Annotated in this window: 18 protein-coding genes and 1 tRNA gene; 8 read left to right on the top strand and 11 right to left on the bottom strand. The window is 56.7% G+C overall.

Annotated features, from left to right (window positions below; all coding sequences use genetic code 11):
- Positions 1-21 precede the first annotated feature (21 nt).
- Positions 22-441 carry an HIT family protein gene (locus tag ACR3EM_RS07260; RefSeq protein WP_480470123.1) on the top strand — a complete coding sequence of 140 codons (420 nt, stop codon included), beginning with the start codon at positions 22-24 and terminating at the stop codon, positions 439-441.
- A 389-nt stretch (positions 442-830) separates the two neighbouring features.
- Here ACR3EM_RS07260 and lipB read toward each other — a convergent pair whose 3' ends face one another.
- Both lipB and ACR3EM_RS07250 read right to left on the bottom strand, forming a co-directional pair.
- Entirely contained in the window at positions 831-1487 is a 657-nt protein-coding gene (gene lipB, locus ACR3EM_RS07255) for a lipoyl(octanoyl) transferase LipB (protein WP_480470122.1), read from the bottom strand.
- A 39-nt stretch (positions 1488-1526) separates the two neighbouring features.
- A complete protein-coding gene (locus ACR3EM_RS07250; protein ID WP_480470121.1) occupies positions 1527-2186 on the bottom strand; it encodes a DsbA family oxidoreductase in 660 nt (219 codons plus the stop codon).
- Positions 2187-2315: 129 nt separating this feature from the next.
- Here ACR3EM_RS07250 and ACR3EM_RS07245 point away from each other — a divergent pair.
- Positions 2316-2402: transfer RNA gene (locus tag ACR3EM_RS07245), tRNA-Leu, on the top strand.
- Between the two features lie 44 nt (positions 2403-2446).
- Positions 2447-2872, top strand: coding sequence for a hypothetical protein (locus tag ACR3EM_RS07240; protein ID WP_480470120.1), 426 nt, complete (start codon positions 2447-2449; stop codon positions 2870-2872).
- Positions 2873-2917: 45 nt separating this feature from the next.
- On the opposite strand, the gene ACR3EM_RS07235 is transcribed toward ACR3EM_RS07240, so the two are convergent.
- From ACR3EM_RS07235 to ACR3EM_RS07200, 8 genes are all read right to left on the bottom strand, one after another.
- Positions 2918-4636 carry a motility associated factor glycosyltransferase family protein gene (locus tag ACR3EM_RS07235; protein ID WP_480470119.1) on the bottom strand — a complete coding sequence of 573 codons (1719 nt, stop codon included), beginning with the start codon at positions 4634-4636 and terminating at the stop codon, positions 2918-2920.
- Positions 4637-4808: 172 nt separating this feature from the next.
- Positions 4809-5030: a hypothetical protein gene (locus ACR3EM_RS07230; RefSeq protein WP_480470118.1), complete on the bottom strand. Its 222-nt coding sequence runs from the start codon at positions 5028-5030 to the stop codon at positions 4809-4811.
- Positions 5031-5236: 206 nt separating this feature from the next.
- Complete coding sequence (locus ACR3EM_RS07225) at positions 5237-6232, bottom strand: ABC transporter ATP-binding protein (RefSeq protein ID WP_480470117.1); 996 nt, start codon at positions 6230-6232, stop codon at positions 5237-5239.
- Positions 6229-7263 carry a Gfo/Idh/MocA family protein gene (locus ACR3EM_RS07220; protein ID WP_480470116.1) on the bottom strand — a complete coding sequence of 345 codons (1035 nt, stop codon included), beginning with the start codon at positions 7261-7263 and terminating at the stop codon, positions 6229-6231. Before ACR3EM_RS07220 ends, ACR3EM_RS07225 begins: the two co-directional genes overlap by 4 nt.
- Positions 7260-8099 carry a carbohydrate ABC transporter permease gene (locus ACR3EM_RS07215; RefSeq protein WP_010439354.1) on the bottom strand — a complete coding sequence of 280 codons (840 nt, stop codon included), beginning with the start codon at positions 8097-8099 and terminating at the stop codon, positions 7260-7262. Before ACR3EM_RS07215 ends, ACR3EM_RS07220 begins: the two co-directional genes overlap by 4 nt.
- Before the next feature lie 10 nt (positions 8100-8109).
- Positions 8110-9024 carry a carbohydrate ABC transporter permease gene (locus ACR3EM_RS07210; RefSeq protein WP_480470115.1) on the bottom strand — a complete coding sequence of 305 codons (915 nt, stop codon included), beginning with the start codon at positions 9022-9024 and terminating at the stop codon, positions 8110-8112.
- 66 nt (positions 9025-9090) lie between these two features.
- The gene (locus ACR3EM_RS07205) at positions 9091-10341 is read right to left on the bottom strand and encodes an ABC transporter substrate-binding protein (protein WP_480470114.1); all 1251 of its coding nucleotides are present in this window, start codon (positions 10339-10341) and stop codon (positions 9091-9093) included.
- Complete coding sequence (locus tag ACR3EM_RS07200) at positions 10338-11261, bottom strand: N-acetylmuramic acid 6-phosphate etherase (RefSeq protein ID WP_480470113.1); 924 nt, start codon at positions 11259-11261, stop codon at positions 10338-10340. The genes ACR3EM_RS07205 and ACR3EM_RS07200 overlap by 4 nt, the downstream gene beginning before the upstream one ends.
- A 149-nt stretch (positions 11262-11410) precedes the next feature.
- Between ACR3EM_RS07200 and ACR3EM_RS07195 the strand changes: the two genes are divergently transcribed.
- Genes ACR3EM_RS07195 through nagA form a run of 4 tightly spaced genes read left to right on the top strand, consistent with a single transcriptional unit; the run spans position 11411 to position 15200 of the window.
- The gene (locus ACR3EM_RS07195) at positions 11411-12298 is read left to right on the top strand and encodes a glucosamine kinase nucleotide-binding domain-containing protein (RefSeq protein ID WP_480470112.1); all 888 of its coding nucleotides are present in this window, start codon (positions 11411-11413) and stop codon (positions 12296-12298) included.
- Positions 12285-13040: a GntR family transcriptional regulator gene (locus ACR3EM_RS07190; RefSeq protein WP_480470111.1), complete on the top strand. Its 756-nt coding sequence runs from the start codon at positions 12285-12287 to the stop codon at positions 13038-13040. Before ACR3EM_RS07195 ends, ACR3EM_RS07190 begins: the two co-directional genes overlap by 14 nt.
- A gap of 13 nt (positions 13041-13053) precedes the next feature.
- Positions 13054-14082, top strand: a complete 1029-nt coding sequence (locus tag ACR3EM_RS07185; RefSeq protein WP_480470110.1) for an SIS domain-containing protein — start codon at positions 13054-13056, stop codon at positions 14080-14082.
- Entirely contained in the window at positions 14079-15200 is a 1122-nt protein-coding gene (nagA, locus tag ACR3EM_RS07180) for an N-acetylglucosamine-6-phosphate deacetylase (protein ID WP_480470109.1), read from the top strand. Before ACR3EM_RS07185 ends, nagA begins: the two co-directional genes overlap by 4 nt.
- Here nagA and ACR3EM_RS07175 read toward each other — a convergent pair.
- The gene (locus ACR3EM_RS07175; protein WP_480470108.1) at positions 15197-15499 is read right to left on the bottom strand and encodes a DUF6476 family protein; all 303 of its coding nucleotides are present in this window, start codon (positions 15497-15499) and stop codon (positions 15197-15199) included. The two genes, nagA and ACR3EM_RS07175, sit on opposite strands and share 4 nt — an antisense overlap.
- On the opposite strand from ACR3EM_RS07175, the gene ACR3EM_RS07170 reads away from it, so the two are divergent.
- Complete coding sequence (locus ACR3EM_RS07170) at positions 15498-16532, top strand: RluA family pseudouridine synthase (RefSeq protein WP_480470107.1); 1035 nt, start codon at positions 15498-15500, stop codon at positions 16530-16532. The genes ACR3EM_RS07175 and ACR3EM_RS07170 overlap by 2 nt on opposite strands.
- Positions 16533-16579 lie beyond the last annotated feature (47 nt).

Below are 16579 nucleotides of genomic sequence, written 5' to 3'. Positions count from 1 at the left end.
GTGCAATATCGGAGGCCCGAGATGACCGCATATGATCCCGAAAACGTCTTTGCCAAGATCCTGCGCGGGGAAATCCCGTCGAACCGCGTCTACGAAGATGATCAAACTTTGGCTCTGATGGATATCATGCCCCGAGCAGACGGGCACCTGCTGGTCATCCCCAAAACCGCGTGCCGTAACATGCTTGACGCTACACCCGAGCAACTGATGGCGGTGATGACAACGGTGCAGAAAATGGCGCGTGCCGTGAAAGACGCCTTTGATGCGGATGGCGTTACCATTCAGCAATTCAACGAGGCCGCGGGCGGGCAGGAGGTTTTTCATCTGCATGTCCATGTTTTGCCGCGACACGAGGACGTATCAATGCGTCCACCGGGCAAGATGGGTGATTTCGACCTGATCGCTGAACATGCCGATAAGATCCGTGCGGCATTGGCCTGAGCTGGCAGACAAGCTTAGCGATTGAGTTCGGGGTTGACGCGCGAGCTTGTCCCGTTTCGGACGTTCTGGAAAACAGGCTCCTAAAACGAGAATTGCCGTTCCGATATGGGGTCGGAACGGCAGACTCGTAACCAAACACTTCTCGGATTTCGCTGGGCAGCCCTGCGATCACCGGTTAACACACCACTCACTCATGAACGGCCATTACATACTATGTGGTTAGATGGCGTTTGTAAGGAGGGGATGTGAAGAATCCCTGAATTTAAGGCGAATTGGGGCGATTCAAAGGAAACACCCGCATGGTTTGCGAAACAGAATGCCCGGAAAATCGACATTGTTGTCCGGGATTTTGACCCTGATCATTCCCAGTACGTGGAATCACGTATACGTCAGACAGCTTCAGTCGCGAACACTTCATGGAAGGTCTTTTTGAGCGCCACGTCGACGTCATCCATCGTCACTGGCAAGCCCAAATCTACCAAAGACGTAACCCCGTGTTCTTGGATTCCACAAGGCACGATGCCTGTGAAATGAGACAGATCTGGCTCGACATTGATCGAAATGCCGTGGAAGCTGATCCACTTCCGTAGGCGGATTCCTATGGCAGCGATCTTGTCCTCAGCCAGCTGTCCCGTCACCGTCAGAGGTTTGTCTTGCCGCCGTACCCAGACACCCACGCGACCTTCGCGTATCTCGCCAGTAACATTGAATTCGGCAAGAGCTGCGATCACCCATTCCTCAAGCTGCTGCACAAAGCGGCGCACGTCATGTCCGCGTTTGCCTACATCAAGCATGACATAAACCACCCGCTGGCCAGGGCCGTGATAGGTATATTGACCGCCACGTTTGCTCTCATAGACCGGAAAACGATCCGGGTCGGTCAGATCTTCGCGCTTCGCAGATGTCCCGGCTGTGTAAAGCGGCGGGTGCTCGAGCAGCCAGATGCATTCATCCGCCTCTCCCGCTGCAATCGCGGCGGCACGCGCCTCCATGAAGGCGGTGGCATCTTCGTAATCAACGAGGCCGTCAGTAGTCTTCCATTCCATCGCCGTCTCTTAAACCGTCCGCGGGGTAGGGTGAAGGGGTCAGGCAGCCTCGGCCAGACAGCGTTGCAGAACCTGCGCATAGGTGTCGGAGCCTCGCGCGCCGGTCAGCAGGTATTTCCCGCCGAATACCATCGAGGGCACACCAGAAATACCCCGGCTGGTCCAGAATTGTTGTTTCTCACGCACTGGCTGGACATGTGCACCCGACTCAAGCGCCGCGCGTGCCGCATTCGGGTCGAGCCCGGCTGTCACGACCGCGTCCAGCAACACCTCTGTTTTGGAAACATCCTGTTGATTGGTGAAATAGGCCTCGAACAGGGCAAGTTTCAACGGATGCTGACACCCCTGCATTTCCGCCCAATCCAGCAACTGATGCGCGGCGAAGGTATTCACGATCCGGCTTTCATCGGTGAAATTGAAAGTAAAGCCGAGTTCGGCCCCCAAAGCGGTCAGCTGCTCGCGCGCTTGCTGGCTCTGCTCAGGTGTAGAGCCATATTTCTCGGCAATATGCTCCCGCAAGTTCTGTCCTTCGGAACCCATGGCAGGGTTCAGTTCGAACGGATGCCAGCGCAGCCGGGCCAACACATTCTCTTGCTTCAGGGCTGCATCGAGCTGGCGAAAGCCAACAATACACCAAGGACAGACCACATCAGATACAACATCAATCTGTACGGTGGGGCGGGGATCGGGCGAGGCCATTTGCTGCTCCAGAATGCTTCCTTTTGCGTTTAGATATGGCCAAAGCGAGTGAATTCAATCACGTGTGTTTTTGCCTCTTCACATCGCGCGGTCCAGCGTCTATACGCCCCCTACCAAGTCATTGGCAGTGCGGTCGTGGCGGAATTGGTAGACGCGCAGCGTTGAGGTCGCTGTGGGGTAACACCCGTGGAAGTTCGAGTCTTCTCGACCGCACCAAGTACTTGATTTTCAACAGGTTTCTTCGCTGAATATAATGGCAAATGGAGCCTTTTGAGATGGATGTACGGGTGCCAAAGGGTCTCTTTATGAGAGGCAAGGGGCACGCGGTCAGAGTCGCAGTACTCAACGAATACCAAGCTATCATCGGTAGGAAAGAGATCGTGCGGGGTCTCGGAACGCAGGACTTGGCTGAGGCTTTGGTTCGACAAGAGGAAGTATTACCAGAAATACTTGCGTCAGTTGGCGAGGGCTCAACGCCCGAACCGATAGTAAAACAGGTTGCGCGACATAACTCTCAAGAGGGAACCACGGTCGGAGATACATCCAATCAGTGGTTGAGAGAGGCCGACGATATCAAAGAGTCCATCGAGGCTAAGCTTGAGAGTATGGATCTGCGTGGGTATGTCTGGATTCTCGTGAAGCTTTCCTATGATGAAGAGGCAGGAGCCTACATCAGTGAATCGTAGCGATCCGGATGTTCTAAGGCGTTTTCAAACGTCACAATAAGAAAGCTATCGAAGAATTTCTTCAAAACCCTTCCGTGGGAGGACATGCAACTGGCCACCATAGCCAACGTTATTGATTTCGCAGCCTTGCTTGTTCAAAACGGACGCTAGGTTCTTTATCGCGGTATTTATTCCTTTGGCTCCGCTATCTCCTGAGCGGAACGCGTTCAGCCTGCGTGCTTCTTTTTTCCCACCGCCATAGAAGTGTGTAACCGGGCCGGAATAATCCAAGTCGACTCCGAGAAGATTGATCTCTTTGTAACCCATGAAATGGCCTAACTGACAGGCTTGCAGTACAACGGATCCCCCCCGAAAGAACATATTTTTACCAGGGGTGATGGGACCGTGCGTCAAGTTAAACGGCCCATCGCCAAAGACATATGTGTTTGTTGGCAGCGGCCTAGGCGCAGAGGCTATTGCAGTACCGCTTAAAAAAGTCGCTTCTGCAGGAAACGCATCTATTTCACTCTTATAATCCCGATAAACGGCAGCATCGCTGACTATTAGAAAGCGAGGCTTCGGTAGCCCCAAAGACATTGCTTTGAAGCCGCGATTTACAACAATTATGTCCTCGCCATTAAGAAGGTGAAGTGGCATCTTTTTAAGAGAGGGACCATTTGCGACGACAAAACAACGGTTGCTGCGAGGGCAGGGCCAAGGTTTTTCACCACAATAAGCTTCATTCCAGTTTCGGCACAATTCTTCTAATTCAGCCCAACCGATCATCGCGGCCCAGGATTGGAAGCTCGTCAGAAGCCTTGTTGAATGCGGCAGTCGGGAAAGGGAGTTCCTGAACAGAGATGCCACCATGTCGTTGTCACGCGCTTCAATAGCGGCGTCCACGGCATCTTCAATTAGACCAGATATATCTTCCCCGACTGCTGCCTTTGCAAGGAGGCATCTATCATGGTAGTGAAGAATCTCTGCGCGCTGCAAAATACCGGCTGATGGCATCTTTTCATCTGCAATGCGGGCGGCTTGCGCCCAGTCGCCGGAAAAAATAACCGTCTCCAATCGCTTAAGTTGATCGAATTGATTGCGCCGGCTGCTTACCGGTTGCTGTTTCAAAACGGCTTCTAGCTTTGCGTTTTCCAACCGTTTCTCAATAGATCTCGAAACTTCGAGTATTTGCGATATAGTTTCTTTATCAAGAATTTCCGGTATACGCCCACTGCGATTGACTAACGCTCGTAACCAGTCGAACAACTTTTGGTTCTGGCGATGCTTTGACCCTTGTGGAGGATTTCTCAGTATTCTGATCCCTCGTGAGATCAACTCTTTATCTTCAAACCTTACACCAATTTCAATAAGTGAGCTTGCACGCATAGCTTCAGATAAGCTTTCGCTCACCTCAAGAAATTTGATGAGGTGATCGAACTCGTTCGACTCAGCTAGGATTTCGATCATTAATAAATCTGCGGCGGGTTTCTGCGGGGAATCCGATTTGATTCGGTCCAACCAATAACGGGCAGACTGATACTTCTGCGCTCGCCTAAGAGTTCTTGCCATGCGAAGCTTTACAAGATCACTTTTATCAAAAAAATATGGCCTCTGTACGCTCAAGCTCAGGGCCGGATCTACCGAGTGGATAGCTCGAAAAATACAGTCTGCTGCATACGCTCGTTGGACTGGGGACTTCAGATGGGGAAGGTCTGCGATCGACTTGTCGACGCCGAATTGGAAAACGATTTCGGTCGACGGCTGAATCCTGGCGACTTCGTGCATGCGTATGGCGGGCTCCAACATATCGGCAAATGATCTTTTGGCGCTGAGGGCATGTTGAAACTGTTTATTTAGCCTTCTCGCTTTGAATTTTCGCCACTGTCTTCTCAAGCCCATAAGTTAATCCCCATCTAAAAATTTCTCATCGGGGTTGTATTGTTGATCGGTTATGGCATCAAGTGGTCAGATCGGCCTTGGTTGGCGACAGCAGGCGAATAGTCGCTGAACAAATGATGCCATTCGCGCTCTGAATATCAATGCGTCCTGAACCTGGATTAACCGCATCAATGAAGCACGGAATGGTCATATCACGCGCGAATGCCCGAAAGTAGTTTTCAGTGGGAACGATTGACGCATCCTCACGGACTTGCGCCGGAACCAAGAGCATCTCTGCCAAATGCCCTAGTAGCTGAAAAGCCCATGAAGCCATGGCTGTTTAACAACAACAACGAGACACAATACTCACCGAAACAGCACGCATCTGGAGAAGCGATAGCGCTACGCAAGGTGATTATATTTATAAAGCAATGGTTTATCAGCTTTTATTCGATGTGCCGGATGTTCCTCGACACGCCAACATCCCAAAAACAACAGAGATTTTCGTCAGTTTAGACGTGCGCCCTGTTGGTCGAAGCGATAGGTTCGATCCTGGGCATAGCCGAAATGGACGGATTCACCAGCGTTGACCTGATGCTGACCGAACAGACGCGCAGTGATCTGGTGGTCTTGCATCATCGCGATCACGTTGGTGTCTCCGCCCAGATGCTCGACATGGGTCACGTTCGCGGTCAGAGGGCCTTCGTCGGATAAGTACAAGTCCTCTGGGCGGATGCCCAACGTTGTGTCCGCGCTGTCGCCTATTACGCTGGCGGGGAAGAAATTCATCGAGGGCGCGCCGAGGAAGCCTGCAACGAACTGGTTGGCGGGGTTGTTATATAACTCCATCGGGCTGCCGACCTGTTCGACCCGACCGTCGCGTAGCACGACGATCTTGTCGGCCAGTGTCATCGCTTCGGTCTGGTCGTGGGTGACGTAAATCATCGAAGCATCAAGCTGCTGATGCAGGTTTGCGATTTCCAGCCGCGTGTTCATGCGCAGGGCGGCGTCCAAATTGGACAAAGGCTCGTCGAACAGGAACAGTTTGGGTTCACGCACGATGGCGCGACCGATGGCGACACGTTGGCGTTGGCCACCGGACAATTCAGAAGGGTAGCGGTCGATGTATGGCTCAAGATTCAGCATCTTGCTGGCCTTGGTGACGCGCTCTTCGATGACCTGCTTGCTCTGACCTTCCTGTTTCAGCGCCAGTGACATGTTCTTGCGCACATTCAGATGCGGATAGAGCGCATAGCTCTGGAACACCATCGCAATGCCGCGCTTAGAGGGCGGTGTGAGGTTCATCAGATCTCCACCGATGCGCACTTCGCCCGAAGTCACATCCTCAAGCCCTGCGATCACACGCAACAGGGTGGATTTGCCACAACCCGAGGGGCCGACGAAGACGACGAATTCTCCGTCTTCGACTTCGATGTTGATATCCTTAAGGACTTCGACGGTGCCGAAGGACTTGTTCACGTTTGTAAGCGTCAGGGCGGTCATGTGCGTGCCTCTTTCAGCGAAATGGGTTGGCCGGTGCGGATGCTTTCATCGGCAGCTAGGCAGATGGCGAGCGATTGCACGGCATCGTTCATGTGGCGGGTCAGGTCGATATCCTCGGCGATGGCACGCAACATATAGGCTTGTTCGGCGTCGCAGAGCTCCTGATGGCCGGGTTCATCGGGCAAGTCGATTGTCTGGTCGCCGTCAGGGCGATGAACCAGAAGGCCACCGACCTTCGTGTGGCCGTCGATATCGGCTGACGCACCTTTGTTGCCATCGGTGATCGAGACCGAGCCGTTGGGTGACACGATGTCTTTCACGAAGAACGCAGTCTCGGACATCATCGGGCCCCAACCGGCCTCGTACCAGCCGATCGAGCCGTCCTCGAAGACCACCTGAAACTGGCCGTAATTGTACATGTCTTCGGCGATCTCATCGCTTAAGCGCAGGCCCATGCCGTGGACGCGCACGGGGTCAGAATCAGTGATCTGACACATCACATCGACATAATGCACACCACAATCGACGATGGGCGAGGTGGTCTGCATCAGGGCCTTGTGCGTCTCCCACTCGGCCCCGCTGCTTTGCTGGTTGAGGTTCAGGCGGAAGACATAGGGTCCGCCGAGATCGCGCGCCTCGGAAATCAGGCGCATCCAAGAAGGGTGGTGGCGCAGGATATAGCCGATGACCAGTTTGCGGTTGGTCTCAACGGCCTTTGCGACAACACACTTGGCGTCCGCCACAGTGGTCGCCAGTGGCTTTTCGACAAATACATGCGCGCCAGCTTCCATCGCCGCGCAGGCGAAATCGGCGTGGCTGTCGGAGTAGGTCGCCACGACCACCAGATCCGGGTTGGTTTCAGTCAGAGCTGCCTGAAAATCTGAATAAGCCGGATAGCCTGACAGGTCAGGATGGTCGACGCGACCGGATCGGTTCACCAGCCCTACGATCTGCGCGTCCGGGTGGTGATGGTGGACCAAAGCGTGGCTCAGCCCCATATTGCCAAGGCCGGCGATCAGAACTTTGGTCATTTGACAGCTCCTGAAGTGATGCCGCGGATCAACTGGCGTGAGAAGATAACGTAGAGCACCAGCACCGGCAGGATCGCCATGCTGAGCGCCGACAGAACCGCGTTCCAGTCGGTGACGAACTGGCCGATGAAAACTTGGCTGCCTAGTGTCAGGGTTTTGGTCTCCTCAGCGGGTGCGAGGATCAGCGGGAACCAGAGGTCGTTCCAGATGGGGATCATGTTGAATACGGCCACGGTCGCCATGGCGGGGCGGACCAGCGGCAGGACCAACCGGAAGAAGATGGTGTACTCGGACAGCCCATCGACGCGGCCAGCGTTCTTCAGATCATCCGAGACCTGCCGCATGAATTCTGACAGGATGAACACGGCTAGCGGCAGGCCTTGTGCGGTATAGACAAGGATTAGTGCCCACAAGGTGTTCACCAACCCGGTTGCCACCATCATCTCAAGTATCGCCACGGTGCCGATGCGGATCGGGATCATAATCCCAAGCGCCAGATAGAGGCCCATCAGGGTGTTGCCCTTGAACTTGTACTCGCTCAGCGCAAAAGCAGCCATTGCGCCGAACAACAGAACAAAAGCCAGCGATACCACGGTCACGATCAGCGAGTTCTGAAAATAAAGGAAGAAATCCCCTTGTTTCATCACCGTCTGATAACCGATCAGCGAGAAGCTTTCGGCATCGGGCAGGGCGAGTGGCTCGCGGAAAATCGAGCGTCGGGTTTTGAAGCTGTTGATGATGATCACGAAGACCGGGAAGAGGGCGATCAATGTGTAGAGGATCAGCGCCCCATGCATGGCGGCCGTGTTCAGCGGGTTCTGGCGTGCTTTGTTCATGCGTTCACCCTCACAGTTGATACCGGCGCATCCGGGTCTGGATGCCGAAGAGATAGATGCAGACGCCGACAAGGATGATGGCAAACATGGCGCCAGCGATGGCGGAGCCCATATGCGGGTCGCCCAGTTGCAGCTGGAAGCCAAAGAAGGTGCGGTACATGAAGGTGCCTAGGATATCGGTTGAGAAATCCGGCCCTGCCAGCGCGCCTTGCGAGACGTAGATCAGGTCGAAGGCGTTGAAATTGCCTACAAAAGTCAGGATTGAGATGATCCCGATTGAAGGAATGATCAACGGCAGTTTGATCTTCCAGAAAGCCGAGGCTCCGGTGATGCCGTCTATTTCTCCGGCCTCAAGGATTTCTTCGGGGATTGACAGCAGGGCGGCATAGATCAACATCATTGGGATGCCGACGAACTGCCAGACCGAGACAAGTGCCAGTGTCGTCAGCGCGTACTCTTCTTTGCCTAGCCATGGTGCAAACAGCGACTTGAGGCCGACGGCGTCAAGCATCGAAGGTGCGATGCCCCAAAGCGGGGACAATATCAGTTTCCACGCGAAACCGACGATAACAAAGCTCAGAATGGTGGGAATGAAGATCGCGGACCGATAGAGCGCGGCAAAGCGTAGGCGTGGATGTGAGAGAAGCGCAGCCAAAGCGATACCGATGGGGTTCTGAACCAGCATGTGGATCAGGAAGAACCAGAAGTTGTTACCCAAAGCATTCCAGAACTGCTCGGACCAGATCGGATCGAAGAACAGGGTGCGGAAATTCTGCAGGCCTACGTAGATGCGTGTCTGATCGACCTCGGTGAACAGTGCGAGGCGCAGTGTATTGAACAAGGGGAAGATCATCACCGCCGTGTAAACCAGCACCGCAGGGGCGAGGAAAACGGCGATGTGCCAGCGTGTGCGGCGGGTCTGCATGGGAATCTCCGGGGAAAAGGTCCGGACGCGACGCGGTGGCCGCGTCCGGTGTGAGTGGCCTAGGTGTTACTGATGCGGTGCGTACCAGCTGGCCAGACCGTCTTGCAGTTGCTGACCCAGCGCTTCGGGTGTCTCGGCACCCTTGATGGCTGCAACGGATGCACCCCAGGTCTCGTTTTCCAGGTTCGGCGTGCCGCGCGACAGGATCTGGTAGGTCGAGCGGATCGTGCTTTCGCACTCTTCACGCCAGCCGACGATTTCTTTGGCCAGTGGATCTTCCAGCTCGACCGGAGTGCTGGATAGCGGGAAGAAACCAGGTAGGGCGTTACCGAATATGCTGGCAAACTCGGGGCTTGCGACCCAAGCCAGGAAGGTGCGCGCGGCTTCTTGGTTTTCGCTCGCCGCGTTCATGCCGATGCCGATATCGGTGTGGTCCGAAATATAGCAGGTATCGCCCGCGTTCTGGACCGGTGGCTTAAAGGCGCCCATCTCGAAATCGGCCTGCGTGTTGAAGCCCGAAATCTCCCAGCTTCCTGCTGGATAGACCGCCGCACGACCCAGCGTGAACAGGTTCTGGCTGTCGGGATAGGTTTGCGCTTCATATCCGTCACCCAGATAGTCCGCCCATTTGGCCAGCGTCGCATAAGGGGCAACCCACTGTGGATCGGTCAGCTTCTGCTCGCCCTTGATCAGCGCTTGACGGCCTTCTTCACCTTTCCAGTAGTTCGGGCCGATGTTGTTATAGCCCATTGTGGCGGCTTCCCACTGGTCGTTGGTGCCCATCGCCATCGGGATATAAGTGCCGTCTTCCTTGATCTTGTCGAGAGCGGCAAAGAACTCGGCCTCAGTGGTTGGAACCTCGATGCCCAACTCATTGAACGCGTCTTTGTTGTAGATGAAGCCGTGGATCACCGATGCCATCGGTACGCAGAAGCTGGCTGATGCGTCATCGGTCTGCCAGGCGGATTTGGCGACGTCCGAGAAATTGCCCATCGCCTCCAGATCGGAAAGGTCTGTCAGGTGGCCTGCCTCATAGAGTGCCAGCGAGGCATCGAACGGGCGGCAGGTGATCAGGTCGCCAGCTGATCCGGCCTCAAGCTTGGAATTCAGCACAGCGTTATATTCCGCTGGGGCAGAAGGTGAGAAAATCACCTTGATACCGGGATGCTCAGCTTCGAACGCCGGTATGATTTTTTCCTGCCACAAGGCCAGATCGTCATTGCGCCAGCTTTCAATCGTCAGCGTGGCGTCTTGCGCATAAGCGCTTGTGACCAGCGCCGTGCTCATCAAGGCAAGGCTTAGAACTTTGCGTTTCATTTCGTGTCTCCCAGGTTGGTGGTTTCTTGGTTTTGTTTCAGCCGCTTCAAAGCGGGGCGGAGGTGATCGTTGGTCTCACGCAACATCGCCTGCGCCACATCCAGCGACGCAGCGCCCGCCGCCAGCAAGGCTGCGCATTTGAGATTGCCTTGCGCCGTCGTGAGCGCAGACGCTGCCTGTTCGGGGTCGGCGCCCGTCAATTGGCACACGATTACGTTGGCGCGGGCGCGTAGCTTGTCGTTATCTGCGCGCAGGTTGATCATCATGCCGTCCTGAATATGCCCCAACTCCATCGCCATCAGCGTTGACAGCATGTTCAGAGCAATCTTCTGCGCCGTACCTGCACCCATCCGGGTCGAGCCGGAAACCAGTTCGGGCGGTGTCGGCAAATGGATCGCGTGATCCGACAACCGCAGAAGCTCGGTATCCGCGTTGTTGGCGATGCCGATGACCGTCGTACCTATGCCGCGTGCGATTTGGGCCGCTGCGACAGTGTAAGGGGTTGTTCCACTGGCCGAGACGGCGATCAGGGTGTCCTGAGGGGATAGATCGGCAAGTTCATCTGTGAGAGTGGCAGAGATATCCTCGACATCTCCGGGCATTTCCGCGCCGGAAGGCAGACCGCCTGCCATGTGTATTCGGATCTGATCTGTCGGGATCGAGAACGTGCCCCCAAGCTCCAACGCGTCGGCGGCGGCCATCAGGCCCGAGGATCCAGCAGCAAGGTAACACAGGCTGCCACCCGCTCGGATCGTGGTTGCCATGGCGCGCGCACCTGCGCAGATCGGGTCAGTCGCTGCCAGCGGGGCAGAGGCTGCAGTGGCCTGCGACTGAGCCAATAGGGCAGCGACATCCGTCAGCGGACGTGTGTCGAGCCCAATGGCCTTCTGATGCAACTGTTCCGTCACAGGTGTGCGCAAGTGATTCTCCCCCCCAGTTCTTCGATATCATACCTTTTAGATACCATTAGTCTACCATTTTGTTTGAGGTGACTGAAATCGCGTTATTTTGCCTATTAGGTCGCTTTTTGGCCTTCAAATTCCTTTAAAGGTATTATAAAGGTCTCAATATGACTCGCGCCTCTGATACCATTGTTCTGGCCGCCGATGGCGGTGGCACGCGGTGCCGTGTTGCCTTGTCCGATGGTGATCGGATCTGGCAGGTCGAGGTTGGGGCGGCGAATGTATCTACTGATTTTGACGCATCCTGTGCTGAGCTTAAGCGGGGTTTAACTGCGGTGAGTCAGCAGGCGGGCATTGACCTGACCGAGGTCGCAGATGCGCCGGCTTATCTGGGGTTGGCAGGGATTACCGGTCAATCTATCGCGGATCGCTTGGCCGGGGCGCTGCCTTTTTCAGATGTACGCATAGAGGATGACCGACCGTCGGCCCTGCGTGGGGCGCTCGGGCCGGGTGATGGCTTTGTAGCCCATTGTGGCACAGGGTCTTTCCTGGCTGCGCAACTTGAAGGCAAGCCGCGCTTCGCCGGAGGATGGGGGCCGGTTCTGGGGGATCAGGCCTCGGCCCAATGGGTTGGGCGGCGGGCGTTGTCCCAGGTGCTGGATTGTGTTGATGCGGTGTGTGAGCCGTCCGAGCTGTCTGCGCAGCTCTTGTCACGATTCAAAGGGACGGCAGGTATCGTCAAAGCCGCATCTGACATGTCGCCCACCGAGTTTGGCGCTCTGGCTCCTGTCGTCACTCAATATGCCGGGCAGGGGGATCCGTTCGCGCAGTCGATCATGCAGGCAGGCGCTGAGTATCTGCGGGAACGGTTGGAGAAAATGGGCTGGGCCGCGGGCCTTCCAATCTGTCTGACCGGGGGCATTGGGCCGCAATACGCTGCCTATCTTCCAGAACCCATGCAGCAGGATTTAATGAAGCCGTTGGGTGATCCGCTATCGGGCGCAATCGCGCTGGCCCACGCTTTCAGGAAGGAGATCGAACATGAGCGTTGCTGATTTCCTGAGGCCAGAGGGCTGGCTGGGCCATACTGCCGGTCCACGTTATGTGCAGTTACGTCAAAGGCTTGAGCAAGGGATTGCGGAAGGCATCCTGCCGCCGAACAGTTCCCTCCCGCCAGAACGCGAGATCGCGGAACTCACTGATCTGTCGCGTGTCACTGTGCGCAAGGCCATTCAGGAACTGGTGCGTAAGGGAACAATCGAGCAGCGTCAGGGGTCGGGCTCATTCGTGCGCGAGCCGGTTGCGCGGGTTGAACAATCGCTATCGCATCTCACCTCGTTCACCGAGGATATGGAACGTCGCGGGTTTGAAACCACCTCGACCTGGCTGGAGCGGGGGATATTCCTGCCGTCGCCGGATGAGATGCTGGCGTTGGGCCTGTCGGCCAATGATCAGGTCGCCCGCATCCACCGCTTGCGCGCCGCCGGAGGGCGACCAATGGCTCTGGAACGCGCGGCGCTGCCGCTGGATATCCTGCCCAACCCGACCGAGGTCACCGGGTCGCTTTATGCGTTTCTGGAGCAATCAGGCTATCGCCCTGTGCGCGCGATCCAGAAAATCTCGGCCATCAATCTCGAAGCCCCCGAGGCGCGCCTTTTGGACGTTGCCGAAGGCACGGCTGGTCTTCGCATCCAGCGCACATCCTATCTTGAAAGCGGGCGCGTCGCGGAACTCACCCGATCCATCTATCACGGCGATGCCTACGATTTCGTGGCAGAGCTGCGTCTGTCAAACTGAAAGGCCGGGCACAATGTCCACCAAAACCACGCAAATGAGGCAAGAAATCAATGAGATACCGTGCGCTGTTGATCGGCTTTTGACCGACGGTGCAGTGGCCATTGAGGGTGCGGCGCAGGCGGTTCGTGATCATGATCCGAGCTTTCTGATCTCGGTCGCGCGGGGGTCATCCGATCATGCCTGTAGCTACCTAAAATACGCCTCCGAGCTGCTTTTGGGGCTGCCGATGGCCTCGGTGGGGCCAAGCGTCAAATCGATCTATGGCGTGGATATGCGTTGCCCTGGCGCATTGTGTATCTCGGTCTCGCAGTCGGGTCAGAGCCCCGATATCGTGCGCCTGACTCGATCACTTACGCAAGGTGGCGCCTATTCGGTCGCCATCACCAACAACACCAATTCAGCGCTCGCGGATGCGGCCTCGGCGGCACTACCTATCCATGCGGGGCCGGAACTGAGCGTGGCGGCGACCAAGACCTTCGTGACCTCGCTGGTCACCGGGCTATGGCTGCTGGCCGAGGTCAAGGGCGACGCCGCGTTGCTGTCGGCGATCCGCAAACTGCCCGAGGATCTGGCGCGGGCCATCACCTGTGATTGGGGTAGTGTGATAGAGGCGATCAATGGCCAATCCCTGTTCACTTTGGGGCGCGGGACCTCCTGGGCGATCTCGAACGAAGCCGCGTTGAAATTCAAAGAGACCTGCCAGATCCACGCGGAAAGCTACTCTTCAGCCGAGGTGCTGCATGGGCCCGTATCCATCGTGGATCAGGGTTTCCCAGTGCTTGCGTTCTCATCCGGCGATGCTGCTGAGGCCAACATTGCTGAGGTTGCCGATGCCTTGGCCGCAAAAGGCGCTCAGGTTTTCGCCACGACCGACCGGGTAAAGGATGCGGTCTCGCTGCCACATGTTCGGACGGCGCATTGGATGACGGACCCCGTCGCAGCGATTGCGTCGTTTTATGGCATGGTGGAAACCGTCGCGACCGGACGCGGCATCAACCCCGATACCCCGCGCCATCTGCGGAAAGTGACGGAAACGGTATGAACACGTCGACCATCACCTTTGCAGGCGGCCCGATCTTTGACGGAGAGACTTTGTTCACCGACCACGCCGCCGGGTTCGTCGATGGGACGCTCGATGCGATTGTGCCAAGAGCCGACCTGCCGTCTGATACCGAGATCCAGGACCTTTCCGGAGATATCCTCAGCCCCGGCTACGTCGATCTGCAGGTGAACGGCGGGGGCGGGGTGATGTTCAACGACGATCCCTCGGTCGACACCCTGCAGAGAATCGCTGAGGCGCATCGTGGGCTTGGGGCGGTATCGATCTTGCCGACGCTGATTACGGACACGCCTGAGAAGACTTCAGCTGCTATTGAGGCCGCGATACAGGCTGTTCAGCGTGGGGTTTCGGGCATTGCGGGTCTGCACCTTGAAGGGCCGCATTTGTCAGTTAAACGTAAAGGGGCGCATGACGGTGCTCTGATACGTCCGATGGACAACAACGACCTAAGCCAATATCTGGCAGCGGCGCGTGCATTGCCTGCGTTGATGGTCACTTTGGCACCGGAAAACGTGACGACTGATCAGGTTGATGCTCTGAGCCGCGCAGGCGTCATCGTTTCGCTAGGCCACACCGATGCGCCGTTCGACACCTGCACGGAATATGTGAAAGCTGGCGCGCGCTGCGTGACACATCTGTTCAACGCGATGAGCCAGTTTGGCAGCCGGGAACCCGGCTTAGTGGGTGCGGCGCTGTCCAACGGGGATCTGTCAGCTGGATTGATCGCGGATACCGTGCACGTGCATCCTGAAACGATGCGCGCCGCTTTTGCCGCTAAACGCGGTCCAGGGAAGATCTTTCTGGTGAGTGACGCGATGGCCGTCGCGGGCACTGACCTTCCCGAGTTCCAATTGGAAGGTCGGCTCATCCGGAGAGAGCAGGGTAGGCTGACTTTAGAGGACGGTACTCTGGCGGGGGCCGATCTCGATCTGACGACCGCAATTCGGGTCCTGACGGGTGAGGTGGGTATCTCATTGGCCGATGCATTGGCTGCGGCCACACGCATTCCCGCTCAACTGATCAACGCGGGTCCGACACCATTGACGCTCAGCGGCACAATTCGGATTACCTCAGACTTGAGCAAAGCGAACCCGGTTTAATCCAGCGTGATTTCCTGCCGCTGTTTCCCTGTCGTCTTGTCGAAGATCAGGATGCGATTGTCGTCGGTGACAACAGCATACCAGTTGCTGCCAATGGTCAGCGCCTGCGCGCGCGCGCCATCGGGCAATTCGATCTGATCCGGCAGCGTCGGGGTGCGATCCGATAGGCGGATGACAATCAGGGCGAATGTCACTAGAACCCCGCCAATCATTACCGCGGTCAACAGCATGACCATGCGCCGCAGCAACCGAAGCTGCGGTGTTTCCTGCGGTTCCTGAGGTTCGGAAGGGACAGTCATGGGCACCCGCCTGATAGAGTTTCACATCGCGGCCGCGCCGCCGCCCCGCCTTGATAAGGCGCTTGCGCGGGATGTGCCAGCGGAAGAGAACCTGTCGCGCACCCGCCTGACCCGCCTGATCGGTGACGGGGCGGTGACGGTCGATGGAGCGGTTGTCGATGATCCAAAAGCCCGAATTGCCGAAGGCGCGCAGGTCGGGATCACCGTGGCCGAGGCTGAAGGCAGCCATATTGGCCCCGAAGATATCCCGCTGGAAGTTGTCTATGAGGATGACGACCTGATCGTCATCAATAAACCTGCGGGGATAGTAGTGCATCCGGCGCCGGGCTCTCCGAACGGGACTCTGGTCAATGCTTTGCTGCATCACTGCGGCGATGATTTATCGGGTGTAGGAGGCGTGAAGCGCCCGGGCATCGTGCATCGGATCGACAAGGAAACCAGCGGCCTGCTGGTCGTGGCTAAGTCGGACGCGGCACATCACGGGCTGGCAGCTCAGTTCGAGGCGCACAGCGTTGAACGTTACTATCGCGCGGTTTGCTATGGTGTTCCCGATGCGAACGATCCGCGCTTGCGTGGGATCAAGGGCGTGAGCTTTGAGCCGGGCAACATCATGCGACTGACGACGCAACTGGCGCGGCACAAGACCGACCGGCAACGGCAAGCCGTGCTGTTTCACGGTGGCCGCCACGCTGTGACCCGGGCGCGGATTGTTGAGGTTTTTGGCAAACCCGGTGGCTTGTCACTGATTGAATGCTGGCTTGAGACAGGGCGGACGCACCAAATCCGTGTTCACATGGCCCATGCCGGCCATGGGTTGGTTGGCGATCCGGTCTATGGTGGCAAACGCAAATTGGCCGCGAAGGCCTTTGCGCCTGAGGCGTCCGAGGCTGTGCGTTCTTTCCCCCGGCAGGCTCTGCACGCTGCTGTGTTGGGCTTTGAACATCCGGTCTCGGGCGAGATGCTGCGATTTGAGGCGCCGCTGCCGACGGACATGGAAGACCTGATTTCTGCGTTGCGGCAGCCGGTGACATAAACTGCAAAGGCTTGTGAAACCGGCAATTTCAGCTTTTCTTTACATCA

It is taken from the genome of Ruegeria sp. AH3 (assembly GCF_056536265.1).
Note: the sequence above shows the minus strand (reverse complement) of the source record. Positions and strands in the feature narration are given on the sequence as shown.